Here is a 19,491-nt window from a genome sequence, read left to right on the forward strand (position 1 = left end):
TGTCGTGCACGTCGCGCGGACTTGTCGGACGCATTCGTCGAGGTTTTCTTGGGAGATGTCGGCGGCGATGAACCGCTGCGCATGGGGGGCGAAAGCCACGGCGTTGGCCCCGCCGCCGGCGCCCCACTCCATCACCGTGTTCGGGCTGGGCGAATTAAGGGCTCGGGCGAAGGTTTCATAGATCTTCCAGTGGTCGTCACCGACCTCCAGCCAGGCTTGATCACCGATTCCGTTGCGCCAGTGTGAGTTCGCTTCCCAGGCCGATCCTGTGGGCGCCGACCAGTAGCGGGCGGCTTGCCCGGCGATCCGGTTCCGGAATCGCCGCCTTCCCGCTGCTGCCAGCGCTGCTGCCAGGATTCGCTCGCCTCGCACTGCCACGTCGATACCTACGGTCAAGGACTTGTTTCCGGTTGGGCTGACAGTAACCGGCCTTCCCTGGACGTGGCCGCCTTCGACGCCGGAGCGACCCCGCACCAGTCGCCGCACTCTAGGACTCGATGATCATCCCGCCGATTGGAACGGGTGTCGCGTCCACACCAGTCAGCTAGGCAACCGGGCGCCGACGATCGCTAGCGGCACACCACTGCGCCTCCAGTGACACCTCCGGGCAGCTTGTGGGCCAGCCAGCGCGGGGCCGGTGGCTGAGCGGGCAAGGAATCCTCGGACAGCTATCTGGAGGCTCTTGGCGCTGCTAGAGGGCACCACATTGTGCGGCGCTGAACCCGCGGTGGTGCGCGCATCTGCAATGATCGAGCGAGCGGCATTGTGCAAGGAGGGGGCCATGGCGAGGTCTGACCTGGTGATTGATCTGGTCGAGGCGCAGCAGCGTGGCGACGTCGCCCGCTTTCGCATGCTGGTGGAGGCGATCATCGCCGAGGAGCGCAACAATCAGCACCATCTTGTGGCTGATCGTCTGTCCGAATTGATCACCACTGCCGGTGCTCGCAGCCTGCTCGCCCGTGATGACACCGCCCGCCAGGTCGCTGATCTGGTCACCGAAATTGTGCCTAAGCGGCGATTGTCAGAGGTGCATCTGGCGCCTGCCGTCACGGCGGCGGTGACCGAGATCATCGAGGAGCATCACCGTAGCGAGCTTCTCCGCAGCCACGGCCTGGAACCGCGTAACCGCATCCTTTTGGAAGGTCCGCCTGGTAACGGTAAAACCTCGCTTGCTGAAGCGTTGGCAGCGGAGTTGATGGTGCCGTTCTACGCCGTGCGTTACGAGGGAGTTGTATCTAGCTTTCTCGGAGAGACAACGAGTCGAATCGATCACGTTTTCGAGTTCGCAAGGACTCGGCGCTGCGTGCTCTTTTTCGACGAGTTCGACACCATCGCAAAGGAGCGCTCCGACGCGCACGAAACCGGCGAAATCAAGCGCGTCGTTTCGACGTTGCTCCTACAGATCGATCGCTTGCCCTCCCACGTCGTCGCCGTCTGCGCGACCAACCATGGCGAACTGCTCGACCGCGCGGCGTGGCGCCGCTTTCAGGTGCGTTTAACACTGCCTCCCCCGTCGCGCATACAGGCCACGGCTTTTCTCGAGCAGCTGCGTATGCGGCTCGGCGGGAACCTCGGTATGGCGCCGCGCACCCTCGCCGACAAGCTTGCGGGCGCCAGCTACGCCGACATTGAGGAGTTCGCGCTGGATGTCATGCGGCGCTATGTGTTGTCGCTACCCGATGGCCGTGTCGAGGATGTGGTGCGCGAACGGCTCAAGCAGCGCAACGCCATGAGGGAGATGTGACCTCTCCGCGTCCACCGCTGTCGTTCGGCGCCCCGGTGACCGGGCCTATACCTACCGGCGCGCCCCGCTTTCCTGGAACTCGCATCGCCGGGCCGGAACCGGCCCGGCAAGGGCAGCGGCTAGCACCACAGTTCGCCGCTCTCCAAGAGGCTCTGCAGGCTGGGCGCGTCGACGTGGACGGCGACACCAGTGAAGCCGATCCCGAGCTTGTGGTGGTCTTCGACCTCGCCGCGCCCGTAGCCGAGTTCGCGCGAGCCGCAGCCCGTGTGCCCGGCCTAGAGTTCCTCCTCGAAGTTGATGGCGACGAGTTCGCCGCCGACGACGACTTCCACGCCGTACGCGATGGCGAACCGAGCGACGATGCCGTGACCGACAGTCTCTATGTTGTGATGTCGAACAGCCAGGCCGTCGTTGAGCTCCTCACCCTCTTCGCGCGATGGCAGGAGAACCGCGATGCAGCAATGCCTTTCGGGTTAGCGCCCTTACGCGAGGTCTTTTCGCTGTTGCGCGAGGTGAGGCGCTGGGGACCCCAAGATCGGGTCCGCGAGACCGGTCTGCTGGAGCGCTGGCGCGAAGACGTCGCCGTCGTGGGACAGTCAGCCACCACGGCCCGCGTCGAAGTCGAGCTGTGGTTCCGCCGCGATGCCGCCCGCCGGGCGGTTGCCGAAACGACTGTACGGGAACTCATCACCGCAGCCGGCGGCCAAGTCATCACTCAATCGACACTCACCGGCATCGGCTATCACGCCATTCTCGCTGATATCCCCTACAGTCAGGTCGAAGCGGTCCTTGATCGCGGGCCCGACGCGATCGCACTGTTGACTACCGACACCATCATGTATGTGTCCCCGGCACGGCCGATGACCATTCCGTCAGCAGCGCCCTCCGACGAACCTGTTGAACCCGAAGTGTTTTCGGTGAAGCCCACCGACCGACGTCCACGGATCGCCCTGCTCGATGGCCTGCCGATGGCCGGTCACATCGCCCTCTCCGAACGACTGATCATCGACGATCCTGACCAGATCGCTGCGTCCTATACCGCATCACAGATGCAGCACGGCACCGCCATGGCGTCGCTGATTTGCCACGGCGACCTCAACGCTCCCGGCAGACCAACACAGCGCCGCGTGTACGTGCGGCCGATCATGCAGCCACACCCATTCAGTGGCCAAGGCGAAACCGTGCTGAGGGAACGGCTATTAGTCGACCTCATCCACGAAGCCTTTCGACGCCTGTTCGAGCGACACGGCCAACACGATCCTGCGGCTCCCAGCGTGAGAATCGTCAACTTGTCCATCGGCGACCCCATCCAGATGTTCGTGCGCCGCATCAGCCCCCTAGCGAAATTGTTGGACTGGCTCGCCCACACGTACAACGTGCTCATCCTGGTCAGCGCGGGCAACCATCCCATTGACGCCGACATCCCCGCAGCAGCGCTGCTCGATGTATCCGCACTACGGCGCGCGGTGGGCACCGCCATGTACGCGCAGGCGCGCCGTCGACGACTCCTCTCCCCCGCTGAGGCAGTGAACGTCATCTCCGTGGGAGCCCTGCATGCAGACGCCGCGACCACCCCAACCAGCGACACGGTGCTCGACACCGCCGACGCGGGAATGCCCGCGCTCTACAGTCCCGTGGGTTTCGGCCACCGCAACTCGGTAAAACCGGAAATACTGCTGCCCGGCGGTCGAAGTCTGCACCAGCGTCCGACTTCGGCCGAAGGAACCACGACCTTGTATCCGGCGGAAACAACGATCACCGGCCCCGGTATGCGCGTCGCCGCACCCGGACACGGCGGCGCGCTCAACGGAACGGCCTATCTGCACGGAACCAGCAACGCCACCGCCCTCGCGACGCGCACCGCCGACCACATCTTCGATGTGCTTGAAGCCCTACAGTCCGCCGACGGCGAACCACCGTTCGCCACCGCCGAATACCATCCTGTGCTTGCCAAGGCTTTGCTTGTTCACGCCGCATCCTGGGGCGCCATGCGCGAGGGGCTGACCCGCACCATAGACGGCGGCGCCGATCTCAACCGTCGTGACATCTCTCAGCTACTTGGCTACGGCGCCATCGACGCCGAACGGATCGTCACAGCCGCGACCAACAGAGTTCTCCTCCTCGGCGCCGGGTCCATCACAGCCGACCAACGCCAGACATTTGCACTGCCTCTGCCGACCAGCCTGGCTGCGACGACCGACTGGCGACGGCTGACGATAACCCTGGCCTGGCTTTCCCCGGTCAACACAGCGACGCGCCGACATCGTATGGCCCGCTTATCTTTCGAGCCGCCGCGTCAGCCACTGGGAGTCGAGCGCCTGGAAGCTGAAGCGCGCGTGTCCCGCAACGGTACGGTTCAACACGAGATTCTTGAAGGTCAGCGGGCCGTCGTGTTCACTGCCAGCGATGCGCTGGAGATCAACGTCGACTGTCGCGTCGACGCAGGACGCCTGGCGGCACCAATTCGCTACGCACTGGCGGCGACACTTGAAGTTGCCCCAACCATTCGTGCTGATATCCACCAGGACGTTCGTCAACAACTGCAAATACGACTCCGCCCCAGGACACGGTGACACGCGTAGTCCCGTCGACAATCTGAGCCATTTCCGGACGCGAACAGCGACGTGCGCTACTGCCGCATCGGCGAGGTCTCAAGAGAAGCCGGTGTTGGTTATCGCCGAACGGCGGTGGTTGAGACGCGCAGACGAAGGATCGCATCGCGCCATCTACGTAGGACGGCAGTAGTTGATGACGAATGAATCTCGTTCGTATTGAGATGTGGCCTCATGCAGCCAGTGTCGAGGGTGGCGCTGTCATCCTGGTTCGGTGGCGCCTAGGACAGCGAAGAAGACCGACAGCCGGCTAGCGGCTCGGCTTGCCGCGCTCGCCTCACTAGGCGCTTCTGTCATCCACTTCGCCGTCGTTCCCACGCACTGGCAGGAATGGATGCCAGCGGGCCTGTTTTTCGCTGGCATCGCGCTATTCCAACTGTTGTGGGCGCGGCTAGTACTCACCCGTACCACCACCCCGGTGCTAGCTCTTGGCATCATGGTCAACCTTGCCGTTATTGCGCTTTGGTCCGTGTCGAGAACCGCGGGAGCGCCGCTCGGGCCCCACGCCGGTCAAGCCGAACTGATCCAGGCCGCGGATCTATGCGCGTTGCTGCTTCAGATCTATGTCGTCATGGGCGCTGGCTGGGTCTGGCACCGCGGCCTTCAAGGAGAACCGGTGCCCGCCGTCGGCAGCGCCATGGTGCTCCTGGGCGCGATTGGGATCGTCACGTTGGCGTCCACAGTGGGCGCTGCCTCTGGTCTACGGCACGGACACCACGCCCCAGCCGGCGCTGAAGCAGGGGCTCATCACCACGGATCTGGTGCAGAGCAGACTGACGACCATCACAGCCATCCTGAACCATCCCCTGCAGCGCCCGCTGGGGAGCCCGCCTCCGATGATCACGCAACCAGTGCAGAACACGTCGACGACCATCACAATCACGATCCGGAGCCGACGTCTCCCCCGCCTGCGGTGCGCCCAGTCGAAGCTCCTGCGCCTGGCGCTGACTCTGGCGGCGCGCCTGAGCAGGCTACGCCCGTGCCCATCAGCGAGCCGCTTCCAGCGGCGACGCCGCTAGACGACCACCAAGACCACGACCATGTGCATTGACCTACGCATGTGTGGCCAATCCACGGCCTGACGGCTAGTTTCCGCCTGTCAGGTCTGCCCGCCCGATGGCGTCGCCCGGATGACGCACGATGTCGAGGGCCGACATTCCGATGCCGTAGGTGGATAACCATCGCCTCGGCCGGACCGCGATGAAGCACAGCTCAGCACTCTGAGAGACGATGCGCTCCTCGGCGGCGAGAATGCGACGGAGAAACCAGTTCGCATGGAATGCCCATCGCGCGTCGGCGTTTTCGTGGTTCAGTATTTCGGCCGACCCCGCAAACTGGACAGCTGCCGGCGGCACCATGGGGAGAAAGCGGTGCGGCACGGGAATGACGATGGCTACCTGTGGGCATCGTCGGATGTTTCCCACCTTGACGTTCGTAGTCCGGGTCGTGATGTACAACGTCAGGTTTGTGCCTTCACCGGCCGCTGCGTACGTGACGGCCGTCGCGTGGGGGTTGCCGCTGCTATCGAGCGTCGACAGGGTGCCGAACGACCGTCGTCGAATCGAATTTTCGACAGTGGCGAGGTCGGTCACTGGTGCTCCTTCCTCCGCTTCCCCGGCTCCGATTGGGTGGCTTGTCGCTCAGCTACACGCCGTCTACGGCGCATCTGAAGATACCGGCGGTCGACGGATAATTGAGAATTCGACCGGCGACTGCATTCGCTTTCTTCGTGCGAAGCTCCACATGGTGGGGAGCGGCGATTCGAACTTCCCATGGTCGCCGGAGGCTCCACATGGTGGGCCGTCCCCTAACGGTTTAGAACGGCACGGGTGCTCGCCTCGGGCGCCAAATCAAGGCGGCGCAGAAGTTGCGCGTTGAGCGCTACGACGATCGTTGACAGTGACATGAGGATGGCGCCGACCGACATGGGCAGCACGATGCCGATGGGTGCCAGCACACCAGCAGCCAGGGGCACAGAGATGAGGTTGTACCCGGCGCCCCACCAGAGATTCTGTTTCATCTTGCGGTAGCTGGCGCGGGACAGCTCGATGACCGACAGCACCGAGCGGGGGTCGGAACTGGCCAGGATGACACCGGCGGAAGCGATGGCGACGTCAGTGCCGGCACCGATGGCGATGCCGACGTCGGCCTGCGCCAAGGCGGGGGCATCGTTCACTCCATCGCCGACCATGGCAACCTTTCTGCCCTCGTGTTGCAGGGCAGCAACTTTCGACGCCTTGTCTTCGGGGCGCACCCCCGCGAACACCCGGTCGATGCCCAGTTCGTGGCCGACACTATTGGCGACGGCTTCGGCGTCGCCGGTGATCATGACGACTTGCACGCCAAGCTTGTGAAGCGCATCGACGGCTTCGCGTGATTCGGGGCGGATCTCGTCGGCCAAGCGCAGGCCGCCGAGCACCTCTCCGTCGCGGATGACGTGCAGAATGATGGCGCCTTCCCCGCGCCACGCGGTGGCCGCGGGGACCTCCTGGGCGCCGGCTTCTTCGAGAAGTCGGGGGCCGCCCACTCGGATTTCGTGCCCGTCGACCGTCGCAGTCACACCGACGGCAGGAGAGGACGAGAAGCCGCTGGCGCGCGGCACCGTTAATCCCCTATCCTCGGCGGCTTTCACGATGGCCCGCGCCAGGGGGTGTTCACTGTCGGTCTCGGCGGCGGCGGCGAGCGCGAGCACGGTGTCGCCGTCGTCGTCTCCGGTCGCCTCGACGGCGGTGACGGTGGGTTCGCCTTTCGTCAGGGTGCCGGTCTTGTCGAACAGCACGGCGTCGACAGTGCGCATACCTTCCAGGGCCAGCCGGTCTTTGATCAAGACGCCGCCTCTGGCGGCGCGTTCGGTGGCGATGGACACGACCAGTGGTATCGCCAGGCCCAGCGCATGAGGGCAGGCGATGACCAGCACGGTGATCGCTCGTACCACCGAGGCATCGGGATTGCCGACGATTGTCCATGCCGCCGCGGTGATCGCGGCGGTGATCAGGGCGAACCAGAACAGCCAGCCGGCGGCCTTGTCGGCAAGGCGCTGGGCACGCGAGGACGAATTCTGCGCTTCGGTGACCAGGCGTTGGATGCCTGCTAGGGCGGTGTCGTCGCCGGTGGCGGTGATCTGGACCCGAAGCCCGGAATCGGTGGCGACGGTGCCGGCTGTGACGGGATCCCCGACGCCGCGGGTAACGGGCCGGGATTCGCCGGTCACCATGGACTCGTCCATGTCGGCGCGTCCGTCGACGATCTTGCCGTCGGCAGGGATGCTGCCGCCGGGTCGGACTACAACGACATCGCCGACGTGCAGGTCGGCCGGCGAGACGGTGACGGTGCGGTCGCCGTCGATCTTCTCGGCTTCGTCGGGAAGTAGTGCGGCCAGTGAGTCCAGCGCTGAGGTGGTCTGGGCCAGCGAGCGCATTTCTACCCAGTGGCCGAGCAGCATGATGACGATGAGAAGGGCGAGTTCCCACCAGAATTCCAGCTCGTGGTGGAGCAGGCCCAAGCTCGCGCCCCAGGACGCGAAAAAGGCGACGGTGATCGCCAGTCCGATCAGGAGCATCATTCCTGGTTTGCGGGAACGGATCTCGTTCAGCGCACCGGTGAGGAAGGGGCGGCCACCGACGACGTACATCACTGTCCCGAGCAGGGGCGCGATCCAGCGTGCGCCGGGGAAGTCAGGGACGTCGTAACCGAGCAGCATCGCGAACATGGTTGAGAACGCGACGACCGGTATGGCGATGATCAGGTTGATCCAGAAGAGCTTGCGGAATTGGGCCACGTGGTCACCGCCGTGGCCGCTATGGCCAGTGTGGCCGGTGTGATTGTCATGGCCGTGGTGTTCGCCGTGTGGGTGGGTGTCAGGGTGTGCGCTGGGGAATTGGTGCTGGGCGTGCCCGCCAGGGTGGGATGTTGCTACGCCGTGGTCATCGCGGTTTGTCATGTTCTTTCCTTAGGGGACTTCGCGTTTCAGTCGACGCGCATTGATGATGTGGGTGTTAGGAACGCACCAAGCGGGCGATGGCTTCAGAGGCTTCTGTGAGTTTGGCGTCAGCGGCCGGTCCGCCGGTGGCGGCGGCGTCACGGACGCAGTGGCGAAGATGGTCGTCAAGCAGTGCCAGCGCGACGCCTTGGAGGGCTTTGGTGAGCGCGTCTGTTTGGGTCAGGATGTCGATGCAGTACCGCTCCTCTTCGATCATTCTGCTGATGCCGCGGGCTTGGCCTTCGATGCGCTTCAACCGCTTGAGGTATTTGTCTTTATCGGTGATGTAGCCGTGGTGGGTGGTGCCTGTTGAGGGGCAGTGCCTGGTGTTGTCTGCGTGGGTCATGACGCTTTCCTTGTGCGTGGTGGTGACTAACTTTGGGTGCCCGGCGAGGAGTGCGCGACGAGGGTCGCGGTCATGCGGCGGAGGCATACTTGTCGGGGTCGCGGTCGAAGCGTGGTCCGCATCCCTTGCAGCAGAACCAGTAACGCCGACCGCGATAGTCACGGAATAGTCCCGCCGCTTCGGCGATCGTCTTGTTCACCGGAGTGCCGGGCATCACGGGGCAGGTGGTCTCGTTCTGCGCGCCGAGGTCAAGCAGGTTCCTCGCCGTAGGGTCGATGGCTGAGGTATCGATTTTGTCGGCTGCGCCGCTGCAGCAGCAGGCTGACGTGCGGTTCTGATTCTCGGACATGGGTTCTCCTCACAGGTGGCGGTGATTTAACTGGTGGTGTCGGCGGAAGTGGTTTTGAAGCGGCGCAGGCGCAGGCTGTTGCCCACCACGAAGACGCTGGAGAATGCCATTGCGGCTCCGGCCAGCATCGGATTGAGCATGCCCAGTGCTGCGACGGGGATCGCTGCGACGTTGTAGGCGAACGCCCAGAACAGGTTGGTTTTGATCGTCGACAGTGTTTCGCGGGACAGCCTGATCGCGTCAACGGCGCTGCGCAGGTCACCGCGCACCAGGGTGATGTCGGAGGCCTCGATGGCGACGTCGGTGCCGGTGCCCATCGCCAGACCGAGGTCGGCTTGGGCGAGGGCGGGCGCGTCGTTGACTCCGTCGCCGACCATGGCGACCGTCTTGCCTTCGGCTTGGAGGCGTGCGATGACGTCAACCTTGCCTTCGGGCATGACTTCGGCGATGACGTCGTCGATGCCGACTTCGGCGGCGATCTGTCGAGCGACGGCTTCGTTGTCGCCGGTGAGCAACACGGGGGTCAGCCCAATGTCACGCATCTGCGAGATTGCCTGTGCGCTTGTCGGTTTCACGGTGTCAGCGATGACGAGTACACCGCGCGCCTGCCCGTCCCACCCGACCGCTACCACGGTCTTTCCCTGGGCTTGCGCGCGGGCCTTGGCGTGGGACAGATCCGGGCTGAGGTGTTGCGCCCAGTCGGACAGCAGTGATTCGCGCCCAACGATGACGGCGTGTCCATCCACGATGCCGTGGACGCCTTTGCCTTCGACATTCGCGAAGTCCTCCGGAAGGGGCAAGGCCTGGAGTTCCTCGGCCGCCGCGGCGGCGACGGCTTGGGCGATGGGGTGCTCGGAGGCGTTCTCCAGGGCGCCGGCCAGTCGAAGCAGCTCCGCGCGTTCGGTTTCCGGCGCTGTAATGACATCGACCAGCGTCATTTTGCCGGTGGTGACGGTTCCGGTCTTATCCAGCACCACGGTGTCAACCTTGCGGGTGGATTCGAGCACCTCGGGACCTTTGATCAGCACGCCGATTTGTGCGCCGCGACCGGTGCCCACCAGCAGGGCGGTGGGCGTGGCCAGCCCAAGGGCGCAGGGGCAGGCGATGACGAGGACCGCGACCGCTGCGGTGAACGCGGCGGCGACTGAAAATCCCGCGCCCAGCCAGGCGCCGAGGGTGATCACGGCGATAGCGATGACGATCGGTACGAAGACGCCGGAAATGCGATCGGCCAGGCGTTGCACTTCGGCCTTGCCGGTCTGGGCGCGTTCGACCAGCTGGGCCATCTGCGCGAGCTGGGTGTCCGAGCCGACGCGAGTGGCCTGCACCACCAGCCGACCGCCGGCGTTGACGGTGGCACCGACCACGGTGTCGCCGGCAGCGACTTCCACGGGTACCGCTTCGCCGGTCAGCATCGAGGCGTCGACAGCCGAGGAACCGGACACCACCACGCCGTCGGTGGCGATCTTCTCCCCCGGACGGACTATGAAATCGTCGCCAACCACGAGTTCTTCGATGGCGATCTTGGTTTCCGTCCCCCCGCGCAGGACGGATACGTCTTTGGCGCCTAGGTCGAGCAGGGCTCGCAGTGCCGCTCCGGCCTGCCGTTTGGACCGCTTCTCGAAGTAGCGTCCGGCCAGGATGAACGTGGTTACGCCTGCGGCGACTTCGAGGTAGATGTTGGCGGCGCCATGCGACGGCGCCAGGGTGAACGCGAAGGGATGCTTCATACCCGGCGCGCCGGCACTGCCCAGAAACAGCGCATACAGCGACCACAGGAACGCCGACACGGTGCCCAGCGAAATGAGCGTATCCATGGTCGCGGTGCCGTGTCGCAGGTTGGCCCAGGCGGCCCGATGGAATGGCCATGCTGCCCACACGACGACGGGGGCCGCCAGCGTGAGCGACGCCCACTGCCAGTACGTGAACTGCAGCGCCGGGATCATCGCCATCGCGACGACCGGCACCGTCAGGACGGCCGAGGCCCTCAGGCGGTGCCGCAGCGACGCCAGTTCGGGGTCGGCGGTGTCCACGGCGTGCGGGGTGTCACCGGATGCGTCGGAGGGCATCGGCGTGCGCGGTGTCGGGAGCGCGGCGGTGTAGCCCGTCTTCTCCACCTCGGCGATCAGCAGCGCCGGATCGTATCCGTCAGGCACCGTGACGGTGGCCTTTTCCGTCGCGTAATTGACTGTCGCGGCCACGCCGTCGAGCTTGTTGAGCTTGCGCTCGATGCGGTTGGCGCAGGAGGCGCAGGTCATTCCCCCGATGCGAAGTTCCACACTCGGGCCAGACACCGGTGTCGATGTCGTCATGAAGCCACTGCCTTTCAGTTTCTGATTCGGACGGGATAGCTCAGTGCCCGCCGGCATGGCCGGCGTCACGCGATGGCTCTGGCGCGGGCTCGTTGGTACCACCGGGTGCGGCGTCGACGACGAAGCTGGCGGTGTGCACGGTGTCCTGGACTTTGAAGTCGAGGTAGAGCAGGTAGCGCCCCGCTGTGGGTGCGGTCGCCGCGAACGACACCGCAGGCCCACCGGTGCCGCCCGGTACCGGCTCGGCCCCCTCAGGGTGCACATGTAGATACGCCAGGTCTCCCTCACGCAAGGCGACGAGATGGCCGTAAGCCCCCAGGTAGGGCTGCAAGGTCATCACCGGCCGGCCGTCGCGCGTGACTGTCGCGGTGAGTTGGTGGGAGACGCCCGCGGTGAGTGCACCGTCCAGTTTCACGGTGTATCCGGCGATTTCATCCACGGTGCGTGTGGCACTCGCCACCGCCGGGACGAACGCGCCGGCCACCTGCACGGTTCGGGTGAGGGTGAGTTTGGCGCTGCCCGCCCCTGCGGGTTGGAAGTCGGCGAACACGCGGTAGGTGCCGGCGGCGTTCCACGTCCACGGCGTTGACCACGTGCCGGTGGCCGCGTCCAGCCTTGGGTGTACATGGGCGAAGTGCTGGCCGTCGGAACGGACCACGATGAGGTGCAGTTGCTTGTCGTGCACGGTCGCGTAGTCCAGCAGCGGCGTGCCGCCCGGGTCGACGATGGTGAAGCTCATCGTTCCCCGATCGTTGGGTGCGCTGGGGGACCACACCGGGCTCAGGACGTATCCGTCTTCGGCCAACGACAACCCCGGCGGGTCGGCGAAGGGAATGACTGGCGACGCCTGCTCGGTCGGCGGCGCGCTGTGATCCGCTGCAGCATCGGAAGTTTGGGTCTGGAAAGATGTCGCCGCGGTATCAGGGACGACCGCTGCGGCGGTGACGTATGCAGCCGTGAACGCCACTGCCAGTCCGGCACCAAACGCTGTCAATCGTCCCGCGGCGTTCATGCGACACGCACCGCCGAGTAGCCGGCCTCGTCGACGGCGTTGAGGATCTGCGCGTCGTCGACGGGACGGCTCGACGTCACGATCAGGGTGCCGGTTTTGGCGCTAACTTCGACGCCTTCAACTCCGGCAACCTCGCTGACCTCTTCACGCACCGACAGCTCGCAATGTCCGCAAGTCATCCCTGTGACGGCGTACGTGCTCGTGCTCATCACCGATCTCCTATCCTTACCGGGTGTAGATACCCCTACCGGGTATACGTAAGAGAGCATATACCCCTTAGGGGTATGCTTCAAGGGTTACTTTCCCGGGGGCCCCTGGCGAGGTGTCGACGCGCGTAGCGCTATCCCGGAACGGTGGGAGGGATCAGTTGGCGGTGCGCGCGTTACACGTCGGAGATGATGGCTGGCCCCTCATGGGGGAGGTCGTCGGGCGCGGCGAACTGATCATCATGCTTCATGGTGGGGGTCCGGATCACTACAGCATGCGACCGCTTGCTGACCGGCTCGCTGGCCGGTATCGCGTTGCGTTGCCTGACATTCGAGGGTACGGAGCATCGCGTTGTCCCGACCCGACGTTGCACCGATGGGATCAGTACGTCAGCGACGTCATTGCGATCATTCACGCGCTCGATGACACCTGCGCCCACCTTGTCGGCGCCGGACTGGGCGGCACCATCGTTTTGCGGACGTGCCTCCAGCACCCCCGTATCGCCCGGTCGGCGGTGGTCATCAGTGCTGAAGCGATAGAGGACGATGCGGACAAAGCCGCAGACACCGATCTGATGGATCGTTTCGCCGAGCGTGCCCGTTCCCGCGGTCTGCAGGCCGCCTGGGAATTGTTCATTCCTGATCTTCAGCCGCTGATCGCCAACCTGGTCGCTGAGGCTATTCCGCGCGCTGACGCCCACAGTGCGGCGGCCGCGGCGTCAATCGGTCATGACCGCGCCTTTGCAACGGTCGAGGACCTCCGGCGCATCGACACTGCGACGCTCGTCATCGCCGGCGACGACATCCGTCACCCCGAGTGCTTGGCACACAGCCTCGCCACTGTCCTTCCACAAGGGGTCCTCGCCGAAGTTTCGATGTCCCGCCAATTTGTCGACGCTGAGGACATGGCACACGCTTTCGGCCCGGCGATCGAGAACTTCCTTCGTAGAACATCGGACCGGGACACTCGGGTCCATGAAGACTAGGCACTAAGGACGGCAGCAGCAGTGAGGCCTGACGCTCCGGCGGCAAGCCGCTCGGGGGCAGCCTGTCGCGGTGCTGTCAGCCGCAGCAGGACTTTCCCTCGCCGGGCTTGCCTGAGCGGCGCCCACTAGTGACACGACCCACCGCGCACAAAGCGATGCATTTGGCGATCGACCGTGCGGTCTGGCTTTGGACGAGCTGCCGAAATCTTTCTTGTACGGTCACCAGCGATACGCCTTCCAGTTGTCGGGCTACCCGCTCCGGGTGATACAACGAAGGTACCCCTGAGGGGTATACGGTACAAGGGCGCCCGAGCTAGGCGCGGCGGTGGGTGACTGGCCAATGGCGCATATCCTGCATTACCCGTGGCGGCGGATGGCTGGCCACGCCCGATTCGATGTTCCCCGTTGCTGGCGCCGCGGTAAGTTGATTATTGGAAGGCCGTAGCATCGATTCGTGGCGATGATGCGGGATGGCGGTGGTATCACCGGTGAACCGCACTGGGGCGGGACGGCACTGCTGCGACCTGGGGTGTTGGCGTTCACCGGATCGATTGGCACCACCGACCTACACGCCCACCATGCCGTCCAGATTGTCACCGCAACAACACCTTTCACGATGCGTGACGAGCACGGCAACCAGCATCGCGGCACCAAGGTGGTCGTGCCCGCCGATGCGCCACACCGGGTCGAAGTCGGCGCGCCGGAGGGCACCGTGGTGTTCTTGGAACCGGAGTCTGCCCCAGGGCGCTCGGCGCACTTGCGCGCGCTTCGGTCCGGCTGGACTGTTGCTCCGGTGTTGACGTTCACCCGCCGACGTCCGTTGGTCGTCGTGGTCGACGAGCTGATCGAACACCTCGCACCCGCCATGGCAGCTGATGAAGCAATGACGCGCCATCGCGCCGTCGATGAGGCGTTGCGGCTGCTCCCCGACCTTGTGGCTGCAGGCCCAGTCGGAGGTACCGAACTCGCGGCCCAGGTCGGTGTGTCTGCGAGCCGATTGACCCATCTGTTCACCGAACAGGTCGGCATTCCGCTGCGCCGCTACGTGCTGTGGTTACGGCTGCGGCTCGCCATCATTTGCGCGCACGCCGGCGATGACCTGACCGGCGCCGCGCATAATGCGGGGTTTTCTGACAGCGCCCATCTGACCCGTACCACGCGGGAGATGTTCGGGCTGGCGCCCTCGGCGTTGAGCCGGCACGTGTCCTGGGACCTCGACACCGCCGTGTAGCCGGATCATTCAAGCTCTGCCACGCCAGTAGCCGCGACGATCAGGTGGTGAGCACGAAGTCCCCGCCATTGACGGCGTTCACCGCGGCACAGGCGGTGGCCCGATACGGCTACGTGCCGGTCATGCTGCTCGGCCTCAACGGCGCCGGTGTGGCGTTAACCGCCGCCGGCGCCGCGAAATACTGGCTGCTGGCCGTGATGACCGTCGCGATTGCCACCGCGTTGCTGGTCGAACGTGTCATTCCGTATGACCCCGAATGGAATCATGATCAGGCAGACAGCAGGCGCGACCGCATCCACGTCGCAGTCAACGAGACGCTGATCCTGGCCAGCGTGGCTGCCATTCCACTACTAGCGGCGGTCGTCCCGGCCCCGCAGCTGTGGCCGCGCACCTGGGCATTGCCGCTGCAGGTCCTCGCCGCGATCATGATCGCCGACCTCGGCATCACCGTGGTCCATGTGGCCAGCCACAAGATCGGCGTGTTGTGGCGTTTTCACGCCGTGCACCACAGCATCACCCGCTTCTACGGCCTCAACGGCCTGATGAAACACCCGCTGCACCAAACCGTTGAGATGGCCGCTGGTGTGGCACCGCTCATCCTGATCGGTCTGCCCGTCAACGTGGCCTCCCTACTCGCGCTCGCGGTGGCGATCCAGCTGCTGCTGCAGCACTCCAACGCCGATTACCGCGTGGGCCCCGCCAAGTACGTCTTGGCTCTCAACGAAGGCCATCGCTTCCATCACCTCAAGTGGGCTGGCATCGGCGACGTCAACTTCGGGCTGTTCACCCTGGTCTGGGACCACCTGATGCGCACCTACTCCTATAACGCCGCCCGTCGATTCGACTCCACCCAGCTCGGCATGGCCGCACACCCCGACTACCCCACCGCGTACGGGCGGCAGCTGATACACCCCTTCACCCCCGCCGGAGGGTGCAGCCTCAAGTCCACGACCGCGACGAAGGACCACACCGCGACGAGACCAACACTGGAGCAGGGCTGAGAGGGACCAGCATCTGGCGCTCCCGGACCGTGATTGCCTCAAGCGTTCCCGATCAGCCCAGAACGCGTACTAGACCCATAGCCTTTTACGTGGCCTATTGCGCGCCACGGTCCGACGATCGACGAACTAACGATCGGCAGCCCGTTCGGCGCCTGCCAGAGCTAGCCGGATGCCATGTCGGGCAGACCAGTGCGCAAGTCTGCGTCTTTACTGAATCTTCATCGAAGGACTAAGAAAGCCAAATGACGCATCAGCACACTTGAACCATATGCGTGAACGGTGCACCGCCGCCCGCGAACGGCTGTCGCGGCGCACGCTGTGCCCGCTCATCAGCGATGTCAACATTCGGATACGGAGACCACACTGATGCCGCAGGCGACTTGCCTCCCACCGTTTCGCAGGACGGCGCAGTGGCTGCGGACGGCCGTCCTGGCGATGGCGGTGCTGCTGATCGCGGCCGCGTGCAGCTCGTCGCCGGCCGCCGCGCCCCAGCCCGAGGTCATCACTGATAAAGGCACCCCGTTCGCCGACCTGCTAGTGCCCAAATTGCAGGCGTCGGTGACCGACGGAGCGATCGGTGTCGCGGTGGACTCCCCTGTTACCGTGTCCGCCGGTGACGGCGTTCTCGGCCAAGTCTCGTTGACCAACGAAGCCGGCGAACTCGTCGACGGACAGCTCAGCCCCGATGGCGTGTCCTGGTCGTCTGCCGAGCCGCTGGGCTACAACAAGCAGTACACCCTTCATGCCCAGGCCCTTGGACTGGGCGGCGCGACCACTACGACAGCGACCTTCGAAACCCACTCGCCCGACAACTTGACGATGCCCTACGTCCTGCCCAACGACGGCGAGACGGTTGGCGTGGGCCAACCCATCGCGATCCGCTTCGATGAAAACATCACCGATCGGATTGCGGCGCAGCAAGCGATCAACGTGACCACCACCCCCCCGGTCGAGGGAGCCTTCTACTGGCTCAATAATCGCGAAGTACGTTGGCGCCCGGCCGAATACTGGAAACCGGGAACAAAAGTAGAGGTGGCGGTCAACGCCTACGGCGTCAACTTCGGTGACGGGCTGTTCGGTCAGGATGACGTCACTACCCGGTTCACCATCGGTGACGAGGTCATCGCCACCGCCGATGACGCCACCAAAACGATGACTGTGCGGCGCAATGGTCAGATCGTCAAGACCATGCCCATCTCCATGGGTAAAGCCAAGACCCCGACCGATAACGGCGCCTACATCATCGGAGATCGTTACTCGTTTCTGGTGATGGATTCGTCCACCTACGGAGTTCCGGTCAACTCTCCTGACGGATACCGCACCGAGGTGGAGTGGGCGACCCAGATGTCCTACAGCGGGATCTACGTGCACTCTGCACCGTGGTCGGTGGGCAGCCAAGGCATCGCCAATGTCAGCCACGGATGCCTTAACGTCAATCCGGCCAACGCCCGTTGGTTCTACGACAACACCCGACGCGGCGACATCGTTGAGGTCATCAACACCACCGGCCCCACGCTGTCGGGGACAGACGGTTTAGGTGACTGGAACATCCCTTGGGATCAGTGGAAAGCCGGCAACGCCAACCTCTGAAACTCAGATCAGAAGCGGAGACTCACAACCGCCGCCTCCCAGTCACCTCGTGGCACCAGTTACGCGTGTCGACAGGACGTTTCGCATCACCGAACCGGGTTGCGAACTGCCGAGCGTCACCCAAGCATCGCGCGCCGCGGGGCCCACGCAGGACAGGTAGCGCAGCCCTTTCCGCTACGGCACCTTTGGTTTGCCGTCCTCAGGTAAAGGCGTTTTCACGTGTCCGGACCACCGATTATTTCGTAGTCCCGCCATCGACGATCGACACTTTCAAACACCCATTCGCAAAACACCATTAGCAATTTCAGCCGCCGAAATTCCAGCATTGTAATTCTGTTGCTGGTGTTACTGATGAGGCATATGTGAGTTAGGCTGATCTACGTATTCGCTACGTACATCGTTGCTGCACAGTACGGAACGCTCGGCTTCGCCTTTCTTGGCGAAACCAATCACCGGCGCTCCGACAGCCGAAAGAAAGAACGCCATATGGAACCGATGGCCCGATGCGTCCGCCCGGAGGAAGGCCGCGTATCTGCGGTCGGCTTTCGCCTGACTGGGGTGATCGTTGCCGTCGTCGCGACGGTACTTTTGGCGTGCACGCCAGCAGCCTCCGCCGAGCCGACAGGCGGTCGGTGGGATCCACTCCTGCCCAAGATCCCGAGTGCGGGAGCGCCCGGCGATCCGGTTGCCATCGCCAACGCGTCCTTGCAGGCGACGGCCGTTGCCACCCAGACTGCGATGGACTTGGGGCGTAGCTTCCTGAGCAGTCTCGGACTCGTCAGTCCCGCGGCAAGCCCCCAAACGAGCGTCCGCGGCAACCGTCTCTACGGTGCCCAGGCGATCGAATACGTTATCCGCAGGGCAGGAACGCAGATCGGCGTTCCCTACTCCTGGGGAGGGGGCAGCCTCACGGGCCCTAGTCGCGGTGTCGACCAAGGCGCAGGCACCGTCGGTTTCGACTGCTCAGGACTGACACGATTCGCCTTCGCCGGCGTCGGAGTACTGTTGCCGCGATGGTCCGGCGACCAGTACAACGCTGGCCGCAAGGTACCTCCCGCGCAAGCTAAACGCGGTGACCTCCTGTTCTGGGGGCCCGGCGGAAGCCAACACGAAGCGATCTACCTCGGCGGCGGAAAAATGATCGAAGCGCAACAAACCGGCGTTCCCATCAAGATTTCACCGGTGCGTACCGCCGGGATGACACCGTACGTCATACGGATTATCGAGACCTGACCCCGAACGCTTCCGCCAACAGCTTCCTCCCACCAAAAGCCTGGTCCGCACCGGGTAACGGTTCAGCCGGCCAGACAGTAGCCGATGCCGCGGACCGTCCGGACATAGCGCGGACAAGACGGGGCGTCACCGAGCTTGCGACGAAGATTGCCGATGTGCACGCCCAGTGCTGACCGCCCGCCGGGCTGCGTCGCCCCCCACAGGGCTTCCTGAAGTCGTCGGCACGTCACGGGCTCCCCTGGATCATCGGACAAAACCCGAAGGATCGCGAACTCCGTTCGAGTCAGCGATATGACGTTGCCGCGCTGATAGACCCGCCGGACCGCCACGTCGATCACCAGATCGTCGACGTGGCGTCGCTGCGCGCCGCCTTCCTCGCTGCGCTGGTGAGAATGCCTGAGTGTCTGCCGTATTCGCGTGCTGAGTCTGTCGCGGGAGCCGATGGGAGCCACTCCGACGCGCGATATCAGTGGCGCCATCTCTGTGTCGGCGAGCGCGACGACGCCGCACTGGGCGGCCTGGCGAACACGGTCAAGGACGACGGCGCCGTGCGCGGATGATCCCAGGCACACCACCACCACGTCGGGGTCATCGCCGCGCACCGCGGTGAGCGCTGCAGCATCTGAGCGTGCGACGTCGACGGCGAACTCTTCGGCGCGTAGGGTGCGGGCCAACATGTCGGCGTAGATGCGCCGAGGTTCAACCAGCAGAACGCGAATGCGCCCAGCGGCTATCGCCGGAGAGGCAACGCTGCCCGAAGCGGGGTGCGGCTCGATGGTCGTGGCAGTCTCCTTGCCAGCGTGGGCCATTCAGGGCGTGAAGGCGTCTGCGCGGATGCTGGAACCAGCATATCGCCATCTACGTAGTTACTACGTAGATGGCGATATCGG

The 19,491-nt window shown here is 64.6% G+C and carries 16 protein-coding genes and 1 pseudogene; 8 read left to right on the plus strand and 9 right to left on the minus strand.

What is annotated here, in order from left to right; translation table 11 throughout:
• Positions 1 to 378: pseudogene (locus WBB07_RS19860) on the minus strand (methyltransferase type 11); the annotation flags it as partial.
• A 403-nt stretch (positions 379 to 781) separates the two neighbouring features.
• On the opposite strand from WBB07_RS19860, the gene WBB07_RS19865 reads away from it, so the two are divergent.
• From WBB07_RS19865 to WBB07_RS19875, 3 genes are all read left to right on the plus strand, one after another.
• Positions 782 to 1,744 carry an AAA family ATPase gene (locus WBB07_RS19865; protein ID WP_011856761.1) on the plus strand — a complete coding sequence of 321 codons (963 nt, stop codon included), beginning with the start codon at positions 782 to 784 and terminating at the stop codon, positions 1,742 to 1,744.
• A gap of 173 nt (positions 1,745 to 1,917) precedes the next feature.
• Positions 1,918 to 4,317, plus strand: a complete 2,400-nt coding sequence (locus tag WBB07_RS19870; protein WP_238382154.1) for a S8 family peptidase — start codon at positions 1,918 to 1,920, stop codon at positions 4,315 to 4,317.
• A 205-nt stretch (positions 4,318 to 4,522) separates the two neighbouring features.
• Positions 4,523 to 5,407, plus strand: coding sequence for a hypothetical protein (locus WBB07_RS19875; RefSeq protein ID WP_419125602.1), 885 nt, complete (start codon positions 4,523 to 4,525; stop codon positions 5,405 to 5,407).
• Between the two features lie 34 nt (positions 5,408 to 5,441).
• Here the strand turns inward: WBB07_RS19875 and WBB07_RS19880 are convergent, their stop codons facing one another.
• The 7 genes from WBB07_RS19880 to WBB07_RS19910 all read right to left on the minus strand — a co-directional run bounded on the left by WBB07_RS19880 (position 5,442) and on the right by WBB07_RS19910 (position 12,563).
• The gene (locus WBB07_RS19880) at positions 5,442 to 5,948 is read right to left on the minus strand and encodes a pyridoxamine 5'-phosphate oxidase family protein (protein WP_419125603.1); all 507 of its coding nucleotides are present in this window, start codon (positions 5,946 to 5,948) and stop codon (positions 5,442 to 5,444) included.
• 215 nt (positions 5,949 to 6,163) lie between these two features.
• Positions 6,164 to 8,296: a heavy metal translocating P-type ATPase gene (locus tag WBB07_RS19885; RefSeq protein WP_419125604.1), complete on the minus strand. Its 2,133-nt coding sequence runs from the start codon at positions 8,294 to 8,296 to the stop codon at positions 6,164 to 6,166.
• A gap of 55 nt (positions 8,297 to 8,351) precedes the next feature.
• Positions 8,352 to 8,681, minus strand: a complete 330-nt coding sequence (locus tag WBB07_RS19890; RefSeq protein ID WP_011856766.1) for a metal-sensitive transcriptional regulator — start codon at positions 8,679 to 8,681, stop codon at positions 8,352 to 8,354.
• Between the two features lie 70 nt (positions 8,682 to 8,751).
• Positions 8,752 to 9,030 (minus strand): YHS domain-containing protein, encoded by a 279-nt coding sequence (locus WBB07_RS19895; RefSeq protein ID WP_419125605.1) that lies wholly within the window; start codon positions 9,028 to 9,030, stop codon positions 8,752 to 8,754.
• A 26-nt stretch (positions 9,031 to 9,056) separates the two neighbouring features.
• The gene (locus WBB07_RS19900) at positions 9,057 to 11,342 is read right to left on the minus strand and encodes a heavy metal translocating P-type ATPase (protein WP_419125606.1); all 2,286 of its coding nucleotides are present in this window, start codon (positions 11,340 to 11,342) and stop codon (positions 9,057 to 9,059) included.
• Positions 11,343 to 11,382: 40 nt separating this feature from the next.
• On the minus strand, positions 11,383 to 12,354 hold the full coding sequence (locus tag WBB07_RS19905; RefSeq protein WP_526310111.1) for a DUF8832 domain-containing protein: 972 nt from the start codon (positions 12,352 to 12,354) through the stop codon (positions 11,383 to 11,385).
• A complete protein-coding gene (locus tag WBB07_RS19910; RefSeq protein WP_094295078.1) occupies positions 12,351 to 12,563 on the minus strand; it encodes a heavy-metal-associated domain-containing protein in 213 nt (70 codons plus the stop codon). Before WBB07_RS19910 ends, WBB07_RS19905 begins: the two co-directional genes overlap by 4 nt.
• 158 nt (positions 12,564 to 12,721) lie before the next feature.
• On the opposite strand from WBB07_RS19910, the gene WBB07_RS19915 reads away from it, so the two are divergent.
• The 5 genes from WBB07_RS19915 to ripB all read left to right on the plus strand — a co-directional run bounded on the left by WBB07_RS19915 (position 12,722) and on the right by ripB (position 18,601).
• On the plus strand, positions 12,722 to 13,546 hold the full coding sequence (locus WBB07_RS19915) for an alpha/beta fold hydrolase (RefSeq protein WP_094295102.1): 825 nt from the start codon (positions 12,722 to 12,724) through the stop codon (positions 13,544 to 13,546).
• A gap of 460 nt (positions 13,547 to 14,006) precedes the next feature.
• The gene (locus tag WBB07_RS19920; RefSeq protein ID WP_094295101.1) at positions 14,007 to 14,777 is read left to right on the plus strand and encodes a helix-turn-helix domain-containing protein; all 771 of its coding nucleotides are present in this window, start codon (positions 14,007 to 14,009) and stop codon (positions 14,775 to 14,777) included.
• Between the two features lie 47 nt (positions 14,778 to 14,824).
• Positions 14,825 to 15,778, plus strand: coding sequence for a sterol desaturase family protein (locus WBB07_RS19925; RefSeq protein WP_428376218.1), 954 nt, complete (start codon positions 14,825 to 14,827; stop codon positions 15,776 to 15,778).
• Between the two features lie 366 nt (positions 15,779 to 16,144).
• Entirely contained in the window at positions 16,145 to 17,368 is a 1,224-nt protein-coding gene (locus WBB07_RS19930; RefSeq protein WP_419125607.1) for a L,D-transpeptidase, read from the plus strand.
• A 486-nt stretch (positions 17,369 to 17,854) separates the two neighbouring features.
• Complete coding sequence (ripB, locus tag WBB07_RS19935; RefSeq protein WP_419125608.1) at positions 17,855 to 18,601, plus strand: NlpC/P60 family peptidoglycan endopeptidase RipB; 747 nt, start codon at positions 17,855 to 17,857, stop codon at positions 18,599 to 18,601.
• 62 nt (positions 18,602 to 18,663) lie between these two features.
• On the opposite strand, the gene WBB07_RS19940 is transcribed toward ripB, so the two are convergent.
• Complete coding sequence (locus tag WBB07_RS19940; protein WP_202931605.1) at positions 18,664 to 19,410, minus strand: winged helix-turn-helix transcriptional regulator; 747 nt, start codon at positions 19,408 to 19,410, stop codon at positions 18,664 to 18,666.
• Positions 19,411 to 19,491: the final 81 nt, after the last annotated feature.

The organism is Mycobacterium sp. (genome assembly GCF_049647605.1).
Taxonomy (GTDB): Bacteria; Actinomycetota; Actinomycetes; order Mycobacteriales; family Mycobacteriaceae; genus Mycobacterium.

What these genes read in the sequence shown, in the direction of transcription:
- WBB07_RS19930 (WP_419125607.1), top strand. Translation starts at nt 16,145, where the DNA reads ATGCCGCAGGCGACTTGCCTCCCACCGTTTCGCAGGACGGCGCAGTGG.
- WBB07_RS19920 (WP_094295101.1), top strand. Translation starts at nt 14,007, where the DNA reads ATGATGCGGGATGGCGGTGGTATCACCGGTGAACCGCACTGGGGCGGG.
- WBB07_RS19940 (WP_202931605.1), bottom strand. Translation starts at nt 19,410, where the DNA reads ATGGCCCACGCTGGCAAGGAGACTGCCACGACCATCGAGCCGCACCCC.
- WBB07_RS19890 (WP_011856766.1), bottom strand. Translation starts at nt 8,681, where the DNA reads ATGACCCACGCAGACAACACCAGGCACTGCCCCTCAACAGGCACCACC.
- ripB (WP_419125608.1), top strand. Translation starts at nt 17,855, where the DNA reads ATGGAACCGATGGCCCGATGCGTCCGCCCGGAGGAAGGCCGCGTATCT.
- WBB07_RS19910 (WP_094295078.1), bottom strand. Translation starts at nt 12,563, where the DNA reads ATGAGCACGAGCACGTACGCCGTCACAGGGATGACTTGCGGACATTGC.
- WBB07_RS19900 (WP_419125606.1), bottom strand. Translation starts at nt 11,342, where the DNA reads ATGACGACATCGACACCGGTGTCTGGCCCGAGTGTGGAACTTCGCATC.
- WBB07_RS19905 (WP_526310111.1), bottom strand. Translation starts at nt 12,354, where the DNA reads ATGAACGCCGCGGGACGATTGACAGCGTTTGGTGCCGGACTGGCAGTG.
- WBB07_RS19895 (WP_419125605.1), bottom strand. Translation starts at nt 9,030, where the DNA reads ATGTCCGAGAATCAGAACCGCACGTCAGCCTGCTGCTGCAGCGGCGCA.
- WBB07_RS19885 (WP_419125604.1), bottom strand. Translation starts at nt 8,296, where the DNA reads ATGACAAACCGCGATGACCACGGCGTAGCAACATCCCACCCTGGCGGG.
- WBB07_RS19865 (WP_011856761.1), top strand. Translation starts at nt 782, where the DNA reads ATGGCGAGGTCTGACCTGGTGATTGATCTGGTCGAGGCGCAGCAGCGT.